Origin of the sequence: Cupriavidus consociatus (genome assembly GCF_017814975.1) — a bacterium.
Taxonomy (GTDB): domain Bacteria; phylum Pseudomonadota; class Gammaproteobacteria; order Burkholderiales; family Burkholderiaceae; genus Cupriavidus; species Cupriavidus consociatus.
The window spans coordinates 217,165-234,031 of record NZ_JAGIQA010000004.1; the positions used below are offsets into that span (position 1 = coordinate 217,165).

Sequence of the window (16,867 nt, forward strand, 5' to 3'; positions counted from 1 at the left end):
TGATCAGGCTGGCTTGTCTATCTGGTCCATCGCGGCAAAGATTTCCTCAGCCATGTGGAAGGCCGAATTCGCCGCCGGCACACCGCAATAGATCGCCGTCTGCAACAGCACTTCCTTGATCTCGTCGCGCGTCACGCCGTTGTTGGCGGCTGCGCGCAGATGCAGCTTCAGTTCTTCCGAGCGGTTCAGCGCCACCATCATGGCGATGGTCAGCAGGCTGCGCGTATGGCGCGGCAAGCCCTCGCGCGTCCAGATCTCGCCCCAGGCATAGCGCGTGATCAGGTTCTGGAATTCTTCGTTGAGCGGCGTCAGCCGCGCCAGCGAACGATCGACGTGGGCGCTGCCGAGCACCTCGCGCCGCACGGAGAGGCCGGCGTCGTAGCGAGCGTGGTCGTCGGTCACGGGCAGGCGTCCGCGCACGAAATCGACCAGTGCGGCGGTGAAGCGGCCCGGCTGCTCGAAGCTGGAGATATGCGCGGCAGGCAATTCGATAAATCGCGCGCCGGGAATCGCATCGGCCAGCGCGCGGCCCTCCTGCGCCGTGGTCGATGGGTCGTGGCGCCCGGCAATGACCAGCACCGGCACCGTAATCGACGACACTGTCTCGCGGAAGTCGGCGTCGCGCACCGCCGCGCAGTTGGCCGCATAGCCGCGAGGATCGAGCCCTGCCAGCACGCTGCGCAGGCCGTCCAGCGCGCGGTCTGCCGTGGCGGCAAACCCGGGGGTAAACCAGCGCTCGACCGAAGGCGCGACCATCACGCCCATGCCGTCGCGCAGGATGGTGTCGATGCGGGTGTTCCATCCCTGCGCGTTGCCGATCTTTGCGGCGGTATTGGCCAGCACGATGCGGGAGAAGCGCTCGGGCACATGGATGCCCAGCCACATCCCTGTCAGGCCGCCCATCGACAGGCCACAGAACACGGCCTGCCCGATCCCCAATGCGTCCAGGATAGCGATCACATCCTGACCGAGCTGTTCAACCGTGAAGGCATCGCCGGGTGCGGTCGACAGGCCGTGCCCGCGCGTGTCATAGCGCACCACGCGAAAGCGCCCGGCCAGCACGGCGGCCTGCGGCTCCCACATGGTGTGGTCGGTGCCGAGCGAGTTGGAGAAAACGATGGCCGGTGCGGACTCGGGGCCGTCGACGGTGTAGAAAAGCCGGGCACCAGCGTGATCGAGATAGGGCAATGCAGTCTCCTGAGAATCTTCAGGCCAGTCAGCGTGTGGCACGTCCGGCCAGCGCGGATTGCCACGCCTGCACGGCAGCGTCCGCAAAGGCCGCTGACTGGCCCGCGTAGTTGGCGGGATTGGCGAGGCGGTCGAGCATGGCATCGTCGAGCAGGCCCGCATGGGCAGGCTCCTCCTGCAGCGTGCGGGCCAGCGCATCGCGCAGGCTGGTGCCATCGGCCACGGCACGCCGCGAGGCGCGCTCCACCACGTGGTGCGCCTGCAGCCGGCCGATCCTGCCGCCGAGCTCCAGCATCGCGGCCTCGCCGAGAATCAGCCCATGCGTGAGATCGAGGTTGGCACGCATGCGTGCCGCATCGACCTGCAGCCCTGCCACCACCTCGCCCATCTGGCGCAGCGCGCCCGCGGCCAGCGTGACGATCTGCGGCAGCGTGTCCCATTCCGCCTGCCAGCCGCCAAGCGCGCGCTCGTGTTCCTGCACCATGCCTGACAGCATGGTGGCCACCAGCGGCGGCACGCGCACCGATGCCGTCAGCACCGCCGCGCAGCCGACCGGATTGCGCTTGTGCGGCATCGTGCTGGAACCGCCGCGGCCGGGCCCGGCGGGCTCGGCCACTTCCGCCACCTCGGTCTGCATCAGCAGCGAGATGTCGCGGGCCATCTTGCCGAGCGTGCCGGTCAGCATGCCAAGCGTGGTGGCAACTTCGACCACGCGGTCACGATGCGCATGCCACGGCAGCACGGGTACGGCCAGGCCCAGTTCGCGGGCCAGTGCAGCGGCTACGTTGGGCGCGGCGTCGCCGAGGCTGGCGAGCGTGCCCGCGGCGCCGCCGAACTGCAGCGCGTGGGCCTGCGCGCGCGCCGCGTCAAGGCGGACGAGGTCGCGGCGCAGCGCGTCGAGCCAGCCGGCGGCCTTGCAGCCAAAGGTGGTCGGCAGTGCATGCTGCAGCCAGGTGCGCGCCACCATCGGCGTGGCGCGATGCGCGGTGGCCAGCGCGGCGCAGGCTTCACCCAGGCGTATCAGACCGGTATCGAGCACACGCAGCGCGTCGCCTAGCTGGAGGACCAGCGCAGTGTCGATGATGTCCTGGCTGGTAGCGCCCCAGTGTACGAAGCGCGCCGCATCGGCATCGCGCGCAGCCACGGCGGCGGTCAGTTGCCTGACGAAGGGAATGGCGAAATTGCCGGCGGCGACCGCGGCCTGTGCCAGCGCATCGCGGTCGATGGCGCCGACGTCGCGGCAGACTTCGGTGATGACTCTCGCGGCGGCGGCCGGGATCACGCCGCATTGCGCTTCGGCGCGCGCGAGCGCGGCCTCGACGGCAAGCATGCGTTGCACGGTGCCGGGGTCTGAGAAAATGTCCAGCACCGCGGGGCTGCCGAACATGGGATCGGTAAGACGCGTGACGGTTGGCATGGGGGCGATCGGAGGGGTCGTGGCGATGACGACCGCCTGATTATGCGTCTGCCGCCGGCGGCCCGGGCGATTCCCCGGCCGCCGGCGCGGCGTGTCAGATATCGAAGAACACAGTCTCGTCCGGGCCTTGCAGCACGATGTCCCAGCGCAGCGTGCCGTTGCCGGCATCGTTGCCGACCAGCGTGCCGCGCCGCTCGGCCGGCACCAGCGCCAGCACCGGATCGGCGCCATTGGCCGCGGCCTCGTTCGGGAAGTACATGCGCGTGGCAACGTGCTTGACCAGCCCGCGCATGAACACCGACACCATGATGTGCGGCGCCTGCGGCCGGCCGTCGGCACCGGGCACGGCGCCCGGCTTGACAGTGACGAAGCGGAACGACCCGTCAGCCTCGGTCGGCACGCGGCCGAAACCGGTAAAGCCGGGCACCAGCGGCAGCTCGCGCGTGTCTTCGGCGTGGCGGTAGCGGCCGGCGGGATTGGCCTGCCAGATCTCGACCATGCCGTCCGGCACGGGCTCGCCGTTGCCGTCGGTGACGCGGCCTTCGATCACGATGCGCTGGCCGGCCAGTGCCGGTGCGCTGGCGGTCAGGTCGGCGCAGTTCAGCCCGCTCAGGCCGATGTGGAGATAAGGACCGACGGTCTGGGATGCGGTGGCGTAAAGCATGGTCTTACTCCATCGGCGTGGCATCGCGGCCACGCAGCACGATATCGAAACGGTAGCCGAGCGCGTATTCGGGCTGGGTGGTCTCCCAGTCGAGGCTGGCGATGAGCCGGTCACGCGCCTTCTCGTCCGGCACGCAGTTGAAGATCGGGTCGAACGGCAGCAGCGGATCGCCGGGGAAGTACATCTGCGTCACCAGCCGCGTGGCGTAGGCGTTGCCGAACAGCGAGAAGTGGATATGCTGCGGCCGCCAGGCATTGTGGTGGTTGCGCCAGGGATAGGCGCCGGGCCTGATGGTCTTGAACCGGTAGTGACCGCTGGCGTCGGTGACGGTGCGGCCCTCGCCGGAGAAATGCGGGTCCAGCGGCGCGTCATGCTGGTCGCGCTTGTGCACGTAGCGGCCGGCGGCGTTGGCCTGCCATACCTCGATCAGCGCGTTCGGCACCGGCCGGCCATTCTCGTCCAGCACGCGGCCGGTCACGAGGATGCGCTCGCCGATGGGCTCGCCGCCGTTGCCGACGGTGAGGTCGTTATCGCCTTCGCGGACGAACTCGGCGCCGAAGGTGGGACCGGTCACTTCGGACAGCGACTGCGGCAGCGCAATCAGCGGCTGGCCGGGCGAGCGCTTCTGCGTGGAAGCGTACGGGTCGAAGCGGTATTCGGGCTGGGTGTCCCAGTAGGGACGGCGATACTGGGCAGGGCGGGTCATTGCGCAGTCTCCTTGTCGTTGGCATGGCATTGACTTTAAGCAACACAGAAAGTCATGTAAATTGAGATTTTCAAGAATTACGATAACTTTTCAGCATGAAAGCCCCCGCCCCGCCCGCGCTCGAAATCTTCCGCAACCGCGTGCGGCTGCGGCATCTCTATTGCTTCGTGGCGGTGTCGCAGACCCAGCACCTGGGCCGCGCCGCCGACCGCCTGGGGCTGACGCAGCCAGCCGTGTCCAAGACCCTGAGCGAGCTCGAGGAACTGACCGGCACACGCCTGCTGGTGCGCCAGCGCGCGGGCACCGAACTGACCACCGCCGGCACGCGCTTCCTGCGCCACGCCCTGCGCATCCTTGCGGATATCGATGCGGCGGCCGACAGCATGGCCGGCGAGCAGGCGCAGCCACAGGAGCGCATCCGGCTGGGCGCCCTGCCCAGCGTCGTGCCGGCGGTGCTGACCGATGCCTTGCTGCGATTTCGCGCCGCGCACCCCGAGGTCGGGCTTGCCGTGCAGACTGGCATGAACCGCAGCCTGATCGACCAGCTCAAGGCCGATGTGCTGGATCTTGTCATTGGCCGGATGGATGACCCGGTTGCCATGGAAAGCCTGTGGTTCGAATCACTGGGCCCGGACTCGCTGGCACTGGCGGTGCGCCCCGGGCATCCTCTTGCCGCCATAGCCGTATCGCGGCGGCCAACCTTGCTTGACGTGCTGGCGTGGCCGCTGGTGATTCCCGCCGCGGGCTCGATCCCCCGCCACAACACCGAAAGCCTGCTCGCCCGCCACGGCCTGCCCCTGCCGGGCGGATGCGTGGAAACGTCGGATGCCTACCTCGGACGGCTGCTGGCCCGCAACAGCGACTGCGTGTGGGCAGCGCCGCTGTCCGCCGCGCAGCGCGCGGTGGCGGAGGATGAACTGATCCTCCTGCCGCTCGATACGCAGGGCACGGAGGAGCCGATCGGGCTGCTACGGCACGGCGACCGCACGCTCAGCCCGATGGCCGAAGCGCTGGCGGACTGCATCCGCGCCGCGGCCCGCCCGCTTGCCGCTCAGTGAATGTTCAGTGAGCCGCCACGCCTGCGCTGCCGGCGGTGTCGGCACCCGGCGCGCGACTGCCGCTGAAATGCTTGACCACCAGCGCACCGGCGGCCACGAATGCCGGCACGGCGAGCAGCGTAAAAATGGTGTCGAAGCCGAGATGCAGGCGCAGCAGTTCGGCACCGAGCAAGGCCCCGGCTATGCCGCCGAAGCGGCCGATGCCAAGCATCCACGCCACCCCGGTGGCACGGCCCTGCGTCGGGTAGAACGCCGCGGCCAGCGAAGGCATCGAGGACTGCGCCCCGTTCATGGCAGTGCCGGCGAGGAAGATCAGCACGCCGAGCAGCACCTGGCTGCCGGTCCCGTGCCCCACGGCGTAGATCAGCACGCCGGTGGCCGCGTAGGTGACGGCAATCACCTTGTTCGGATTGAAGCGGTCCATGAACCAGCCGGCCGCGATGGTGCCGATGCCGCCGCCGAGCGGGAACAGCGCCGTCAGGAACGACGCGTGCTGGATCGAGAAGCCGGCGTCCTTCATCAGCGTGGGCATCCAGCTCGTGAGCAGGTAGAAGATGACCAGTCCCATGAAGTAGGTGCACCACAGCATCGCCGAACCCAGGCGATAGCCGGGTGCCAGCACGGTGCCGACGGCGGAGCGGGTCGCGGGCGCCTGTTCGCCGATGACGAAGGCGTTCGCCTCACCCACGTCCGCGCCGGTCACGCGCCGCAGCAGCTGGCGGATCTGGTCGGCCGGATAGTTGCGCAACACCATGTAGCGCACCGACTCAGGCAGCAGCACCACCAGCAGCAGCGCGAGCGCAAGCGGCACGATGCCGCCAAGCAGCAGCACGCTGTGCCAGCCGAAGTGCGGGATCATCGCGGCGGCGACAAAGCCGCCGGCGGCGGAGCCGAGCGGAAAGCCGCAGAACATGGTGTTCACCAGCACGGCGCGGCGGCGTTGCGGCGCGAACTCGGCGGTCAGCGTCACGGCATTTGGCATGGCGGCGCCCAAACCCAGGCCGGTCAGGAAGCGCAGCACCGTCAGCCAGCCCAGCGTGGGCGCGAAGGCCGTGGCCAGGCTGCAGGCGCCGAAGAAAAAGACCGACAGCACCAGCACCTTCTTGCGGCCGATGCGGTCAGCCAGCGGGCCGGCAACGATCGCGCCGAAGGCGAGGCCGAACAGGGCCGCGCTCATGACGGGGCCGAGGGCCGATTTCTCGATCCCCCAGTCCTGCACCAGCGCCGGCGCGATATACCCGATGGCGGCGGTATCGAAGCCGTCGACGGCGACCACCAGGAAGCAAAGCACAAGGATGAGCCACTGGTAGCCAGTGAATCGCTGTCCGTCGATCAGGGCCTGGACGTCCGCGACGCCAGCCTTGGATTGGAGGGATTGGGGCACTGTTGTCTCCGTCTGCCTTGGCAATCGCGCGCGCCACCCGCAAGCAGGCGGTACGGCGCGCTACGATATTGTTCTAACAGCGAACTCACGTTCTCTGTTTGAACGAATCTTAGGCAACGGGCATCGGGGCCAAGAATTGGCGTTAACCCGGCAAAAATGCGTGACCCGACGAGACTGGATTCACCATGGTTTGCCAGTTAAACCGTCCTATAAACAAGTTTCAACGCGTCTGATGATATTTTTTTCCAAAAATTCGCAGATCTGTGAAATTTTACAGATGGCTCGCTTATATGAATAAGGAAATTTCATATAAAAACTGCCAACCTTCAATTTACATTCCAGAATCGCTGGAAATCCCAGAGTGCTCACCAGCCGGGCGTTCGCAGCAGGCCGGAATCAATGGGTCGATCCGCCGGTCAAACGCCTCAAAGATGGCCTCGCGACCTCCATCCCATGCAACGCCTGCTCCTCATCCTGGGCGCCGTGCTGCTTGCCGCCGGCGCCGCCTGGCCCTGGCTGTCCAGGCTGCCGTTCGACCGCCTTGGCCGCCTGCCCGGCGACATCCATATCGTCCGCGACGGCTTCAGCTTCTACCTGCCGATCACGACCTGCATCCTGGTCTCGGTGGTGGTCTCGGTCGTGATCTGGTTACTGCGGCGCTGACCCGCGCCAGCGTCATCAGGCCGCCTGCGCCTCGGTGCGGAACACCGCCATCGCGCGCTGCATCTGCTGCGCCTGCGCCTGCAACGACTGCGCCGCGGCGGCTGCCTCCTCCACCAGCGCGGCGTTCTGCTGCGTGACCTGATCCATCTGCGCCACCGCCTGGTTGACCTGCGCGATGCCGCTGCTCTGCTCGCGCGAGGCGTGACTGATCTCGTCCATCATCGCCGTCACGCGACGGATCGCGGCTACCGTGCTGTCCATGCTGGCGGCAGCATCCACCGCCAGCGACGTGCCGGATGCCACGCGCTGGGCCGACTGCGAGATCAGCGTGCCGATTTCCCGGGCCGAGTTGCCGGCGCGCTGCGCCAGCCCGCGCACCTCGGACGCCACCACGGCGAAGCCGCGCCCGGCCTCGCCCGCGCGCGCCGCTTCCACCGCGGCGTTCAGCGCCAGGATATTGGTCTGGAAGGCGATCGCGTCGATCACCGCGATGATGTCGACGATGCGGCGCGAATCGGCCTCGATGTCCAGCATGGTCTGCTGCATGCGCCCCACCGCGGCGCCGCCGGCCAGCGCGATGTCCGACGCCTCGCGCGCCAGCTCGCTGGCCTGCCCGGCGCTGCCGGCGTTCTGCTGCACGGTGGCGGTCAGTTGCTCCATGCTGGCCGCGGTCTGCTCCAGCGACGAGGCCTGTTCCTCGGTGCGCTGCGACAGGTCGATATTGCCCTGCGCGATCTCGCCGGCAGCAGCCAGCACGTTGTGCGCGCCGGCCTTGGTATCGCCGATCAGCCCGCGCCAGCTGTCCACCAGCGACAGCAGGTGGCGCTTGACTTCGCTGAACTCGTCGCGGCCGTGCACCGCCATGCGCAGGCTCAGGTCGCCGGCATTGATGCGGTCGACCATGTCACCCACGGTGCGCACGTCGCCGCGCATGCCGCGGCTGAAGCCGCCGAACAAATAGAAGGCAAGGGCCAGCGCGACCACGCCCAGCGCCGCCAGCAGCGCGAACTGGCGCTGCTGCGCGGCGATGCGCTGCGCCAGCATGGCGCCGGCAATTGCGGAGAACGCCTTGTTGGCGGCCAGCACGCCGTTGATCGCCGCGGTCGCCTCGTCGAAATAGGTCTTGGCATCGATGCTGATGCCGCCCGCCCCAAGCATGCGCGCCTTGAGCGTGCCGTAGAAGTTGTCCATCGCCGTCAGCTGCTGCATGGCCGCATCGAGCTGCGGCTGGTGTGCCGGCGCATTCCTGCGCACGCGCGCGACATCGCGCCGGATGGCTTCCAGTCCCTCCTGGATCTGCTCGGCGAGCGCGCCCAGGTCGGCCTGCTGCGCGGCCGCGGCATAGCCGCCCTGCGCGATGATGCCGGCGCCGCGCCCGCGCGCCAGCGCGCTGTGCTCCGCCAGGCGCGGCATCGGGCCAACCAACAGGTTGAGCAGGTAATAGGCGCCGGCCTCGCCGTCGAGCGCGAGCGCCGAGCGGTCGGCCACGTCGGCGATGAACAGCTGCGTCTGCCTGACGAGCGCGCTGTGACGCTCGAACAGCGGCCCGGCCGTGGTGTTCAGGCCGAGGCCGAGGATGTGCTGCCAGTCCTGCTCCAGCTTGCGCGCCGCTGGCTCGAGCGCAAAGCCGGGATTGGCGGCGGTGGCACGCAGCAGTTCGGCGAGGTTGGCCGCGGCCTTGCCGTCGGCCGCGTCGAAGGTCGGCCGGAAGCCGGCGTTGCCGGCCAGCACGGTATTCGCCGCACCGCGCCGGACCTGCGTCTCGCGCATGAAGTCGAGCGCGTGGCCGACGATGACCAGACCGCGCCGTTCGCTGTCGGTGGTGCGGATCGACTGCGCCGCGCCATGCAGCACGACGTACATCGCCCCGCACAGCGGCACGAGGAACAGCACTGCGATCAGGGTCAGTTTCTGGTTGATGTTCAGGCGCGCCATCAGGCGCTCGGCGGGGCGGAAAAAGGCGGTCATTGGCTCGGCTGGACTGGCAGGAAAGGGCTGACAAGGGATTGGCCTTCCCCCGGCTATCGGTTGCGTTTTCCAGGCCTGAAGCACGAATTCCGATCATTTTGACGATGCGCAAACGGGGTGCAGAAAATGCCCTGCATCAGGGCAAAATGCACGCGCCGGAGGCAGGAATTCGCGCTTGCACGCGCAGCGACGGCGATGCCGCCGGAGCGCTTCGCGCAGTCGCCGCGCGCGTCGCCTATCGCTTTCCGGCCCTGGATTTGCCGGCCCCGGCCTGTGCCTGCTTGCGCCGCGCGCGCGGCGGCTGCACGCCGGCCATGGCCGGCACCGCCTCGCGCATCGCATCGATGAACAACCTGAGCCTGGCAGGGTAGAAGCTGGCGTAGGGATAGACCAGGTAGACCGGCAGCGGCTCGGCCTGCCACTCGGGCAACAGATGCAGCAGATCGCCGCGCGCGATGTCGGCGGCGAAGATCCACGCCGAGCCCACGCCGACGCCCAGCCCTTGCAGCGCGGCAGCGCGCAACGCGTACAGGCTGTCGGTGCTCAGCCGCGGCCGGAACCGGAGTTCGCGGCAGTCGCCGCTGGCCGCGTGCGACAGCGTCATCGCCTGGCGGTAGAAGGTGTGCAGCGCCAGCCAGGGCAGCGCCTCCAGCTCCTCGGGCTGGCGCGGCAGCCGCCGGCCTGCGAACAGTGCCGGCGCGGCAACCGCCAGGCGCGGCACTTCGGCCAGCCTGACGGCGACCAGTCCAGGCTCGCGCACTTCGCCGACATGGACGGCGCAATCGATGGCCTCGGCGATGAAGTCCGGAGTGCGGTCATGCAGCAGCCACTCCACCGCGACCTGGTCGTACTGGCGCATGTAGGCCGCCAGCGGCGGCACCATCAGGTCCTGGCCGAAGGCATGCGGCACCACCACGCGCAGCGTGCCTTCGGGCGCGTAGCCGGCGCCGCGCAGGTCGGCCTCGAGCGTCGCCCAGTCGCCGACCAGCGCCTTGGCGCGTTCGTAGCAGCGCTCGCCGTCCTCGGTCAGCTTCATCGCATGCGTGGAGCGCTGCAGCAGGCGCACGCCCAGTTGCCGCTCCAGCGCCTGCAGGCGGCGGCTGACCGTGGGCTGCGTGGTCCGCAGTTGCGCGGCGGCCTGCGACAGGCTGCCCGCCTCGACGATGCGCACGAAGGTCTGCAGCAGTTCGATGCGGTCGGCACCGGCGCTGGCCGGGGCGGGTTCCAGGCTGCCGGCCCGTGCCCTGGTCCGTGCGATGGTTCGCGGTCTGGTCATACGCGCCTCGTATAGCCGTTGTTCACCGCACACCTCTACCAGAAAAGGCGAGGGCCGGACAAGATCTGCATCCATCGCATCCATTGCACCGATTGCATCGATTGCGGATCTGCCTTTTTCAACGAAATCACCAGATTCAGGGATACCGACCATGTCCTGCCTTTCCACCTCGTCCGCCACTGCGGCCGCGACGCCATTGCCGGCCGCGTCGCCGGCGCCACTGCCGGCGCGCCTGGTATTGATGCTTGCCACTGCCGCCGGCCTCGCCGTCGCCTCGCTGTACTACAGCCAGCCCATGCTCGGCATCATGGCGCCGGACCTGCACACCTCCGGCACGGCCGTTGGCGCCATCCCGACGCTGACGCAGCTTGGCTACGCGCTGGGCATTCTGCTGCTGGCACCGCTCGGCGACCGCTTCGACCGCCGCCGCATCATCCTGGCCAAGTCGGCGGCACTGGCGGCCGCCCTGCTGCTGGCCGGGCTGGCGCCCGGCATCGGCATGCTGCTGGCGGCGAGCCTGGCCGTCGGCTTGTCCGCCACGATGGCGCAGGACATCGTGCCCGCCGCGGCGACGCTGGCGCCCGACTCTCAGCGCGGCAAGGTGGTGGGCACGGTCATGACCGGGCTGCTGCTCGGCATCCTGCTATCGCGCGTGGTCAGCGGCTTTGTCGCCGCGCATTTCGGCTGGCGCGCGATGCTGATCGCCGCAGCCGGCAGCATCGCCGCGATGGCGCTGGTGGCGCAGCGCAGCCTGCCGCGTTTCGCCCCGACCGCGGTGATGCCCTACCGCGCACTGCTCGGCTCGTTGCTGACGCTGTGGCGCCGGCATGGCGACCTGCGCCGCGCCGCACTGGCGCAGGCGTTGCTGTCGGTCGGCTTCAGCGCGTTCTGGTCGACGCTGGCGGTAATGCTGCATGGCGCCCCGTTCCACCTTGGCAGCGAAGCCGCCGGCGCGTTCGGGCTGGCCGGTGCGGCAGGCGCGCTGGGCGCCCCGATTGCCGGCCGCATCGCCGACCGCCGCGGCCCGCAGGCGGTGACCCTGCTCGGCGCCGCGCTGTCCTTTGCCGCCATGCTGCTGGCGCCATGGCTGTCGCCGCAGGCGCAACTCGGGCTGCTGGTGGCCGCCGCCGTCGGCTTCGACCTGGGCGTGCAGGTGACGCTGGTCGCGCACCAGACCATCGTCTATGGCATCGACCCGGGCGCGCGCAGCCGGCTGAACGCGGTGCTGTTCGTCTGCATGTTCGCCGGCATGGCGGCGGGTGCAGCGCTCGGCAGCCTGGCGCTGGCGCATGCCGGCTGGACGGGCGTGGCAGCGCTCGCCACGGCCACGTCCCTGGCCGCGCTGGCGGTGCGGATGCTGCCGTCGGAACACCGCGAGCGCCGCAGCGCCGGACAGGACGGCGGCCAGCAGCAAGCCGGCCAAGACCTCGTCAACGAAGACTGCCGCCAGGAAGTCGTCAGCAAGGCTTCCAGCGGGCGGTGACGGCGGGCCGCTCCGATCATCGCCCGGCCTGCGCCCTGGCATGAGCCGCCACGGACGCCACGGCCCGATCATGCCGGGGGTGCCAGCCCCTCCCCTTCCTCGCCGTCTTCCTTTTCTCCCGCCGGCGGCGCCAGCGGCAACTCGATCGTCAGCGTGGTCTGGCCCGGCACCGATTGCAGTTGCAGCCGCCCGCCGATCGCTGCCGCACGCACCTGCATATTGCGCAGCCCGCGCCCGCCGCGCGTGGCGCCGGTGTCGAAGCCGCGCCCGTCATCGGCCAGCGTGATCCGGATCACCTGCGCCACCGGGTCGGCATGCGCCGCCAGCGTGATCGCGCCGGCGCCGGCGTGCTGCAGCACGTTGGTAATGCCCTCGAGCAGCAGGTACTGCAGTTCCTGCACCTTGCGCGCGGTGAAGTGGGGCAGCACCGGCAGCCGCTCGACCTGCCAGTGGATGGCGATGCCGGCCTCTTCGATACGCGGCCCCAGCCGGTAGCGCAGGTTGCCCAGCACCGCCGCGAGGTCGCCTCCGGTGTCCTGCATGGCATCGATGGAGAGCTTCAGCGAGTCCAGCGCATGCCGCACCTGCCCGGCGATCTCCGCGCGGCTGGGCTGGCCTGACTCCAGCATCGACAGCGTGGTGACCAGCTGGCTGCCGAGGCCGTCGTGCATGTCGCGCAGGATACGGCTGCGCTCGCGCAGCGCGGTCTGCTCGGCGGCGACCTTCTGCGCGCGAGCGAAGACCGCGCGCAACTCGGCCTCGCGCTGCGCCACACGCTCGCTCAGCACCTGGTTGGAGCGCTGCAGGCTGCGTACCGCGCTGGTGTAGCGCTCCACCAGCATCCACGCCATGACCACGCTGAACGGCACCGAGACATAGCGGGTCATCGAGCGCACCCAGTAGTAGTCGCCGGTCAGCCATACGCGCAGCCAGTCGCCCAGGAACAGCACCGCCGACACGCCCACGGTGGCGGCCAGCAGCCTGGCCTCGCGGCTCGGATGCCGCAGCGCGGCCCATACCAGCGCGACCGCCACCGTCAGGATGATGCCGACCTTGGCCAGCCAGCTCAGCGGAAACACCAGCGGATGGCTCGACAGCGCCGCCAGCGGCGCCAGCACCGGCAGCGCCAGCCACAGGTAGGCGTTAAGCATGCGGTGCAGCCAGCGCCAGGGCACGCGGATCACCAGCAGGCAGAACTTGCCGATAGCGCCGAGGAAGACCTCGCGCGCGGCGGCAACGATATAGCCGCGCAGTTCCGGCGGCAGCGCGAGGTCGTCGACAAAATAGTCGAGCAGCCGCACGCTCCAGGCGATCTCGGCCAGTCCGTACAGGCCGAAGAGCGGATCGCGCTGGCGCCACCAGATCAGCAGCGCGATGGCGCCGAGCACGGCGCTGAGCACGGCAACGATGAAGGGCCCGGCCACACGCACCATGAATGCGTCCTGGTAGCGCGCGCGCACCGCCTTGGCCGGCCCCACCGTGACCGGAAGCAGGCCGGCTCGCGAAAACGCGCGCGCCGCCACCGTGATGCGCAGCGTATTGCCGTGCTCACGCACCAGCTCCGGCGGCAAAGGCACATAGTACGGGCGCTTGGCCAGCGCGGATGACGGCGCGCTCAGGCTGCCGCCAGCCGCCACCAGGATGCCGTTCAGGCGCACCTCGTAGCTGCCGCCTGCCCACGGCACGAACAAGCCTGCCGCTGCCGCCGCCGGCCAGGCGCGGTCGAAGCGCAGGTCGTAGACTGCCATGCCGGACTTGCCCGGCAGCGCACGGTCCCAATAGTCCGGCAGCGTCAGGGGCTGCGCCGGCAGCACGCTGCCGTCGCTCAGCGTGGCGCTGCGCACGGCCTGTGCCAGTTCCGCCAGCCCTTCGCTCGCGTCCGGCGCGGCACCACGGGCCGGCGCCGCCAGCCACGACAGCGGCAGCAGTACCGCGAGCACGGCAAGCACGGTCCGGGTGAGTCGCAGCCAGGTCGGCGGCATGGCGTGGGAAGCTACAGGGACTTGAGCAGGCCTAGCTTGGCCGCCTCGAACACGGCTTCGCCGCGCGAGCGCACCGCCAGCTTGCCGTAGATGTTCTTGATGTGCGATTGCACGGTATGCACGCTCAGGCCGACGTAGCGCGCGGTCTCCGCATAGGTGTAGCCGCGCGAGATCAGGTCGAGTATCTCGCTCTCCCGCGCCGACAGCGTCACGCTGCGCTGAGCGGCGTGGTCTCGCCCGGCGCCGTCGGCGGGCTCGGCTGGCTCGCCGCGCAGGCGGTTGACCACCTGGCGCGCAATCAGCGGGCTCATCGGCGAGCCGCCGGCGCGCAGTTCGCCGATCGAGGCAGCGATGCGGTCGGTGGTCTCGTCCTTGAGCAGGTAGCCGATGGCGCCGGCCTCGATGCTGGCCAGCACGTGCTGGTCGTCGCCGAAGACCGTAACCACCATGCATTCGCACGCGGGATAGCGTTCGCGCGCCTGGCGTATCACCGCGATGCCGCTGCCGTCCGGCAGGCCCAGGTCGCACAGCAGCACGTCGGGCTGGTGCAGCGCCAGCCAGGCAAGCGCATCGGCGACGCTGCCGGCGCATCCGGCCACGGTGCTGGCGGGCGCATGCATCTCGACGGCCTGGACCAGGCGGCTCTGGGCCGCCGGGTCATCCTCGACGATCAGGACTCTGGTTGTACTTGTCATGCCAGTTTGATTGAAGGACTGGCCGTTGCGTCGGCGCGACGGTTGCCGGCGGATTCTGACATATCCCCCGGGGTCGCGGGCGTGGCACGGTCTGGTTTTCAGGGTAAACACAAGCGCCGCCGCGGCGGGCCTGCACCAGCCCTATCCATGGCACAGCCGCCGGCGCTTGCCCATCCCATGTTTTAGGGAGGCGCGGCCGAACACGCGCTCCTATCATCGCCGTAAAAGAGCCGCAGGGCAGCCAACGACGCACGCGGCAGACATCGGGAAATACGGGGAAAGAACCGTGGACAAGCAAAACGCCGGTACACCGGCAACACGGGGAGCCGCCAAGGCATGCGCCAAAGGCGGCAGGGAAGGCAGGGGGGGACCCGCGGGCACCATCCCGGCAGCCGCCGCGACGCGGCCGCTTGCCGGGATGGCCGCTTGCGGGATGGCACTGATGCTGCCGGCGCTGCTCGCCGGCTGTCTTGCCGCGGCGCCTAACGCCGCCGGGGTGGCTGCCACCGACCTGGACGTGGGCCGCAAGGGTGCGGTCTCAGGCGTCGGCCTGGAAGGCCACGACATCGTCTCGATGTCCGACCTGATGATGCGCGACATCCTGGCCCAGCCGCGCTTTGCCCCGGGCCCGGACGGCAAGCGCCCGCGCATTGCGCTGGACAGCGCTTACTTCGTCAACGACAGCGCACAGCCCATGGACCGGCAACTGATCGTCGACCGGCTGCGCATCAACCTCAACCGCGCCGCCCAGGCGCGCATCCAGTTCATCAGTGCGCAGGCCGGCATGGTGGAGCGCGAACGCCAGCTCAAGCGCAGCGGCGCAACCGATGCCGGCACGCTGGGCCTGGCACGCGCGCGGCTCGGGGCGGACTACCGGCTGACGGGGCGCATCGGCTCGCTGGACAGCCGCAGCGCCGCCACCGGCATGGTGCAGCGCTACATGCAGATCTCGTTCGAGCTGGTGGAAGTCGAGACCGGCGAAGTGGTCTGGAGCGGCATCTATGAATTCCAGCGCGCGGCCGCCGATGACGTCGTCTATCGCTGAAGCGGCGCGGCGGCGCCACCGCGCCGCTGCCGCGCTGGCCGCGGCCGTGCTGGCGCTGGCCGGCTGCGCCGCCACGCCGCCCGCCTACACCGGCTGCACGCCATGGCGGCAGCAGCAGGACCGCCCGGCCTTGCCGGTGTCGTTCCTGTCGCCCGAACTGGCGGACATGGTCGGTGTGCAGCAGATCGGCACCTTCCGCACCGGCAGCGGGCTGGGCGCGGTGCACGCCGCCTTCTACAACTGCACCGACACCGACGTGGTGCTGCTGGTGCGCACACGCTTCCGCAGCGCGGCACAGCCGGGGCCGGCCGAGCCGCCCAGTGCCTGGCGCACGCTGGTGCTGGCGCCCCGCACGCAGGCCGACTACGGCGAGAACGCCGTCGCTGCCGCGTCAGTGGCCGCCGCGCTCGAGATCCTCGACGCGCAGCGCGCGCAGCAGCCATATCGCCCCGGCGAGCGCTATCCGGTGCTGCCCGGCCCCGCGCGCCCCTGAATTCCATCCCACCGCAGGATCCCGACCCTGAGTGCATCCATGCTTTTCATGCCCCGACTCCAACTGACCGCTGCCGCCTGCCTGGCGGCGCTGCTTGCCGGCTGCGCCGCCCCGCAGATGGCGCTCAAGTCAACCCGCACCGGCGGCGACAGCGCACCGCTGGTGCGCGCCGACATGGCCGGCAAGGCTGACCTGTCCAGCCTCAACGTGGGCGATACCGTGGCGGTGTCGCCCGGCAACAGCAAGATCGTGGTGGCCTCGTCGCCGCTGGTCTATACGCTGTATGAAGACAGCACCGTGACCCACGCCGAGATCAAGCGGCAACTGACGGTCAACCGCAAGGACGCGCCCAGGATCGAGTTCCTCAAGGGCGAACTGCATCGCGGCGACTTTGTCCGGCGCGAGATCCTGCTCGACCTGCACAGCAAGGATCCGAACGAATTCAACCGCACCATCCATTTCCTGGCCTTCAACCGCGGCGAGAAGGCCTTCCGCGGCGACCTGACGGTCTACGACCTGCTCCCGGCTGAACTCGAGCTGGTCAGACTGGGCCCCGCCAACAAGTACACCGACCAGACCATGGTCAAGGGCGTGCTCAGCGGACTGCCTTTCCTGTCGCTGGTAACGCTGGCGATGGACAACTATTCGCGCTCCGACGAGCAGGTGCCGATGCGGCATGAGCGCCTGGACCAGGTGCAGAAGTACACCTTCCAGCGGGTGGTGCTCGAGCCGGGCCAGGCCATCGGCTTCACCATGAACGTACGCTACCAGCTGCCCAGCGAGCAGGAACTCGCCGACCTGCGCGAGAACGCGGCGCCGCTGGTCCAGCCTGGCCACCACTAAGC

15 protein-coding genes are annotated in these 16,867 nt (G+C 69.4%); 6 read left to right on the top strand and 9 right to left on the bottom strand.

Annotated features, from left to right (window positions below):
* Window positions 1–3: 3 nt before the first annotated feature.
* From pcaDC to pcaH, 4 genes are all read right to left on the bottom strand, one after another.
* Entirely contained in the window at window positions 4–1,188 is a 1,185-nt protein-coding gene (gene pcaDC, locus J8I82_RS07690; RefSeq protein WP_209755960.1) for a bifunctional 3-oxoadipate enol-lactonase/4-carboxymuconolactone decarboxylase PcaDC, read from the bottom strand.
* Window positions 1,189–1,216: 28 nt separating this feature from the next.
* Window positions 1,217–2,605 (bottom strand): 3-carboxy-cis,cis-muconate cycloisomerase, encoded by a 1,389-nt coding sequence (locus J8I82_RS07695; protein WP_209755962.1) that lies wholly within the window; start codon window positions 2,603–2,605, stop codon window positions 1,217–1,219.
* 94 nt (window positions 2,606–2,699) lie between these two features.
* Window positions 2,700–3,269, bottom strand: a complete 570-nt coding sequence (gene pcaG / locus J8I82_RS07700) for a protocatechuate 3,4-dioxygenase subunit alpha (RefSeq protein ID WP_209755964.1) — start codon at window positions 3,267–3,269, stop codon at window positions 2,700–2,702.
* A gap of 4 nt (window positions 3,270–3,273) precedes the next feature.
* A complete protein-coding gene (gene pcaH / locus J8I82_RS07705) occupies window positions 3,274–3,975 on the bottom strand; it encodes a protocatechuate 3,4-dioxygenase subunit beta (RefSeq protein ID WP_209755967.1) in 702 nt (233 codons plus the stop codon).
* A gap of 95 nt (window positions 3,976–4,070) precedes the next feature.
* On the opposite strand from pcaH, the gene J8I82_RS07710 reads away from it, so the two are divergent.
* Window positions 4,071–5,033, top strand: coding sequence for a LysR substrate-binding domain-containing protein (locus tag J8I82_RS07710; protein ID WP_209755969.1), 963 nt, complete (start codon window positions 4,071–4,073; stop codon window positions 5,031–5,033).
* 4 nt (window positions 5,034–5,037) lie between these two features.
* On the opposite strand, the gene J8I82_RS07715 is transcribed toward J8I82_RS07710, so the two are convergent.
* Complete coding sequence (locus J8I82_RS07715) at window positions 5,038–6,417, bottom strand: MFS transporter (RefSeq protein ID WP_209755971.1); 1,380 nt, start codon at window positions 6,415–6,417, stop codon at window positions 5,038–5,040.
* A gap of 453 nt (window positions 6,418–6,870) precedes the next feature.
* Between J8I82_RS07715 and J8I82_RS07720 the strand changes: the two genes are divergently transcribed.
* Window positions 6,871–7,080 carry a DUF2905 domain-containing protein gene (locus J8I82_RS07720; RefSeq protein ID WP_116341694.1) on the top strand — a complete coding sequence of 70 codons (210 nt, stop codon included), beginning with the start codon at window positions 6,871–6,873 and terminating at the stop codon, window positions 7,078–7,080.
* A 15-nt stretch (window positions 7,081–7,095) separates the two neighbouring features.
* Here J8I82_RS07720 and J8I82_RS07725 read toward each other — a convergent pair whose 3' ends face one another.
* Together J8I82_RS07725 and J8I82_RS07730 are read right to left on the bottom strand one after the other, a co-directional pair.
* Window positions 7,096–9,048: a methyl-accepting chemotaxis protein gene (locus J8I82_RS07725; RefSeq protein WP_209755973.1), complete on the bottom strand. Its 1,953-nt coding sequence runs from the start codon at window positions 9,046–9,048 to the stop codon at window positions 7,096–7,098.
* Between the two features lie 235 nt (window positions 9,049–9,283).
* Window positions 9,284–10,324, bottom strand: a complete 1,041-nt coding sequence (locus J8I82_RS07730; protein WP_209755975.1) for a LysR family transcriptional regulator — start codon at window positions 10,322–10,324, stop codon at window positions 9,284–9,286.
* Between the two features lie 151 nt (window positions 10,325–10,475).
* Here J8I82_RS07730 and J8I82_RS07735 point away from each other — a divergent pair, with 151 nt between their 5' ends.
* Window positions 10,476–11,807 (top strand): MFS transporter, encoded by a 1,332-nt coding sequence (locus tag J8I82_RS07735; protein WP_209755977.1) that lies wholly within the window; start codon window positions 10,476–10,478, stop codon window positions 11,805–11,807.
* Window positions 11,808–11,875: 68 nt separating this feature from the next.
* Here the strand turns inward: J8I82_RS07735 and J8I82_RS07740 are convergent, their stop codons facing one another.
* Window positions 11,876–13,789 carry a sensor histidine kinase gene (locus tag J8I82_RS07740; protein ID WP_245179521.1) on the bottom strand — a complete coding sequence of 638 codons (1,914 nt, stop codon included), beginning with the start codon at window positions 13,787–13,789 and terminating at the stop codon, window positions 11,876–11,878.
* An 11-nt stretch (window positions 13,790–13,800) separates the two neighbouring features.
* Window positions 13,801–14,484 carry a response regulator gene (locus tag J8I82_RS07745; RefSeq protein WP_209755979.1) on the bottom strand — a complete coding sequence of 228 codons (684 nt, stop codon included), beginning with the start codon at window positions 14,482–14,484 and terminating at the stop codon, window positions 13,801–13,803.
* 286 nt (window positions 14,485–14,770) lie between these two features.
* Here J8I82_RS07745 and J8I82_RS07750 point away from each other — a divergent pair, with 286 nt between their 5' ends.
* Genes J8I82_RS07750 through J8I82_RS07760 form a run of 3 tightly spaced genes read left to right on the top strand, consistent with a single transcriptional unit; the run spans window position 14,771 to window position 16,865 of the window.
* On the top strand, window positions 14,771–15,529 hold the full coding sequence (locus tag J8I82_RS07750) for a penicillin-binding protein activator LpoB (protein WP_284183039.1): 759 nt from the start codon (window positions 14,771–14,773) through the stop codon (window positions 15,527–15,529).
* Entirely contained in the window at window positions 15,510–16,022 is a 513-nt protein-coding gene (locus J8I82_RS07755) for a hypothetical protein (protein ID WP_209755981.1), read from the top strand. Before J8I82_RS07750 ends, J8I82_RS07755 begins: the two co-directional genes overlap by 20 nt.
* Window positions 16,023–16,070: 48 nt before the next feature.
* The gene (locus J8I82_RS07760; RefSeq protein WP_209755983.1) at window positions 16,071–16,865 is read left to right on the top strand and encodes a hypothetical protein; all 795 of its coding nucleotides are present in this window, start codon (window positions 16,071–16,073) and stop codon (window positions 16,863–16,865) included.
* Window positions 16,866–16,867: the final 2 nt, after the last annotated feature.

Bases quoted from the DNA above. Each gene is read 5' to 3' on its own strand.
- J8I82_RS07695 (WP_209755962.1), bottom strand. From the start codon at position 2,605: ATGCCAACCGTCACGCGTCTTACCGATCCCATGTTCGGCAGCCCCGCG.
- pcaG (WP_209755964.1), bottom strand. From the start codon at position 3,269: ATGCTTTACGCCACCGCATCCCAGACCGTCGGTCCTTATCTCCACATC.
- pcaH (WP_209755967.1), bottom strand. From the start codon at position 3,975: ATGACCCGCCCTGCCCAGTATCGCCGTCCCTACTGGGACACCCAGCCC.
- J8I82_RS07710 (WP_209755969.1), top strand. From the start codon at position 4,071: ATGAAAGCCCCCGCCCCGCCCGCGCTCGAAATCTTCCGCAACCGCGTG.
- J8I82_RS07720 (WP_116341694.1), top strand. From the start codon at position 6,871: ATGCAACGCCTGCTCCTCATCCTGGGCGCCGTGCTGCTTGCCGCCGGC.
- J8I82_RS07725 (WP_209755973.1), bottom strand. From the start codon at position 9,048: ATGACCGCCTTTTTCCGCCCCGCCGAGCGCCTGATGGCGCGCCTGAAC.
- J8I82_RS07730 (WP_209755975.1), bottom strand. From the start codon at position 10,324: ATGACCAGACCGCGAACCATCGCACGGACCAGGGCACGGGCCGGCAGC.
- J8I82_RS07735 (WP_209755977.1), top strand. From the start codon at position 10,476: ATGTCCTGCCTTTCCACCTCGTCCGCCACTGCGGCCGCGACGCCATTG.
- J8I82_RS07740 (WP_245179521.1), bottom strand. From the start codon at position 13,789: ATGCCGCCGACCTGGCTGCGACTCACCCGGACCGTGCTTGCCGTGCTC.
- J8I82_RS07745 (WP_209755979.1), bottom strand. From the start codon at position 14,484: ATGACAAGTACAACCAGAGTCCTGATCGTCGAGGATGACCCGGCGGCC.
- J8I82_RS07755 (WP_209755981.1), top strand. From the start codon at position 15,510: ATGACGTCGTCTATCGCTGAAGCGGCGCGGCGGCGCCACCGCGCCGCT.
- J8I82_RS07760 (WP_209755983.1), top strand. From the start codon at position 16,071: ATGCCCCGACTCCAACTGACCGCTGCCGCCTGCCTGGCGGCGCTGCTT.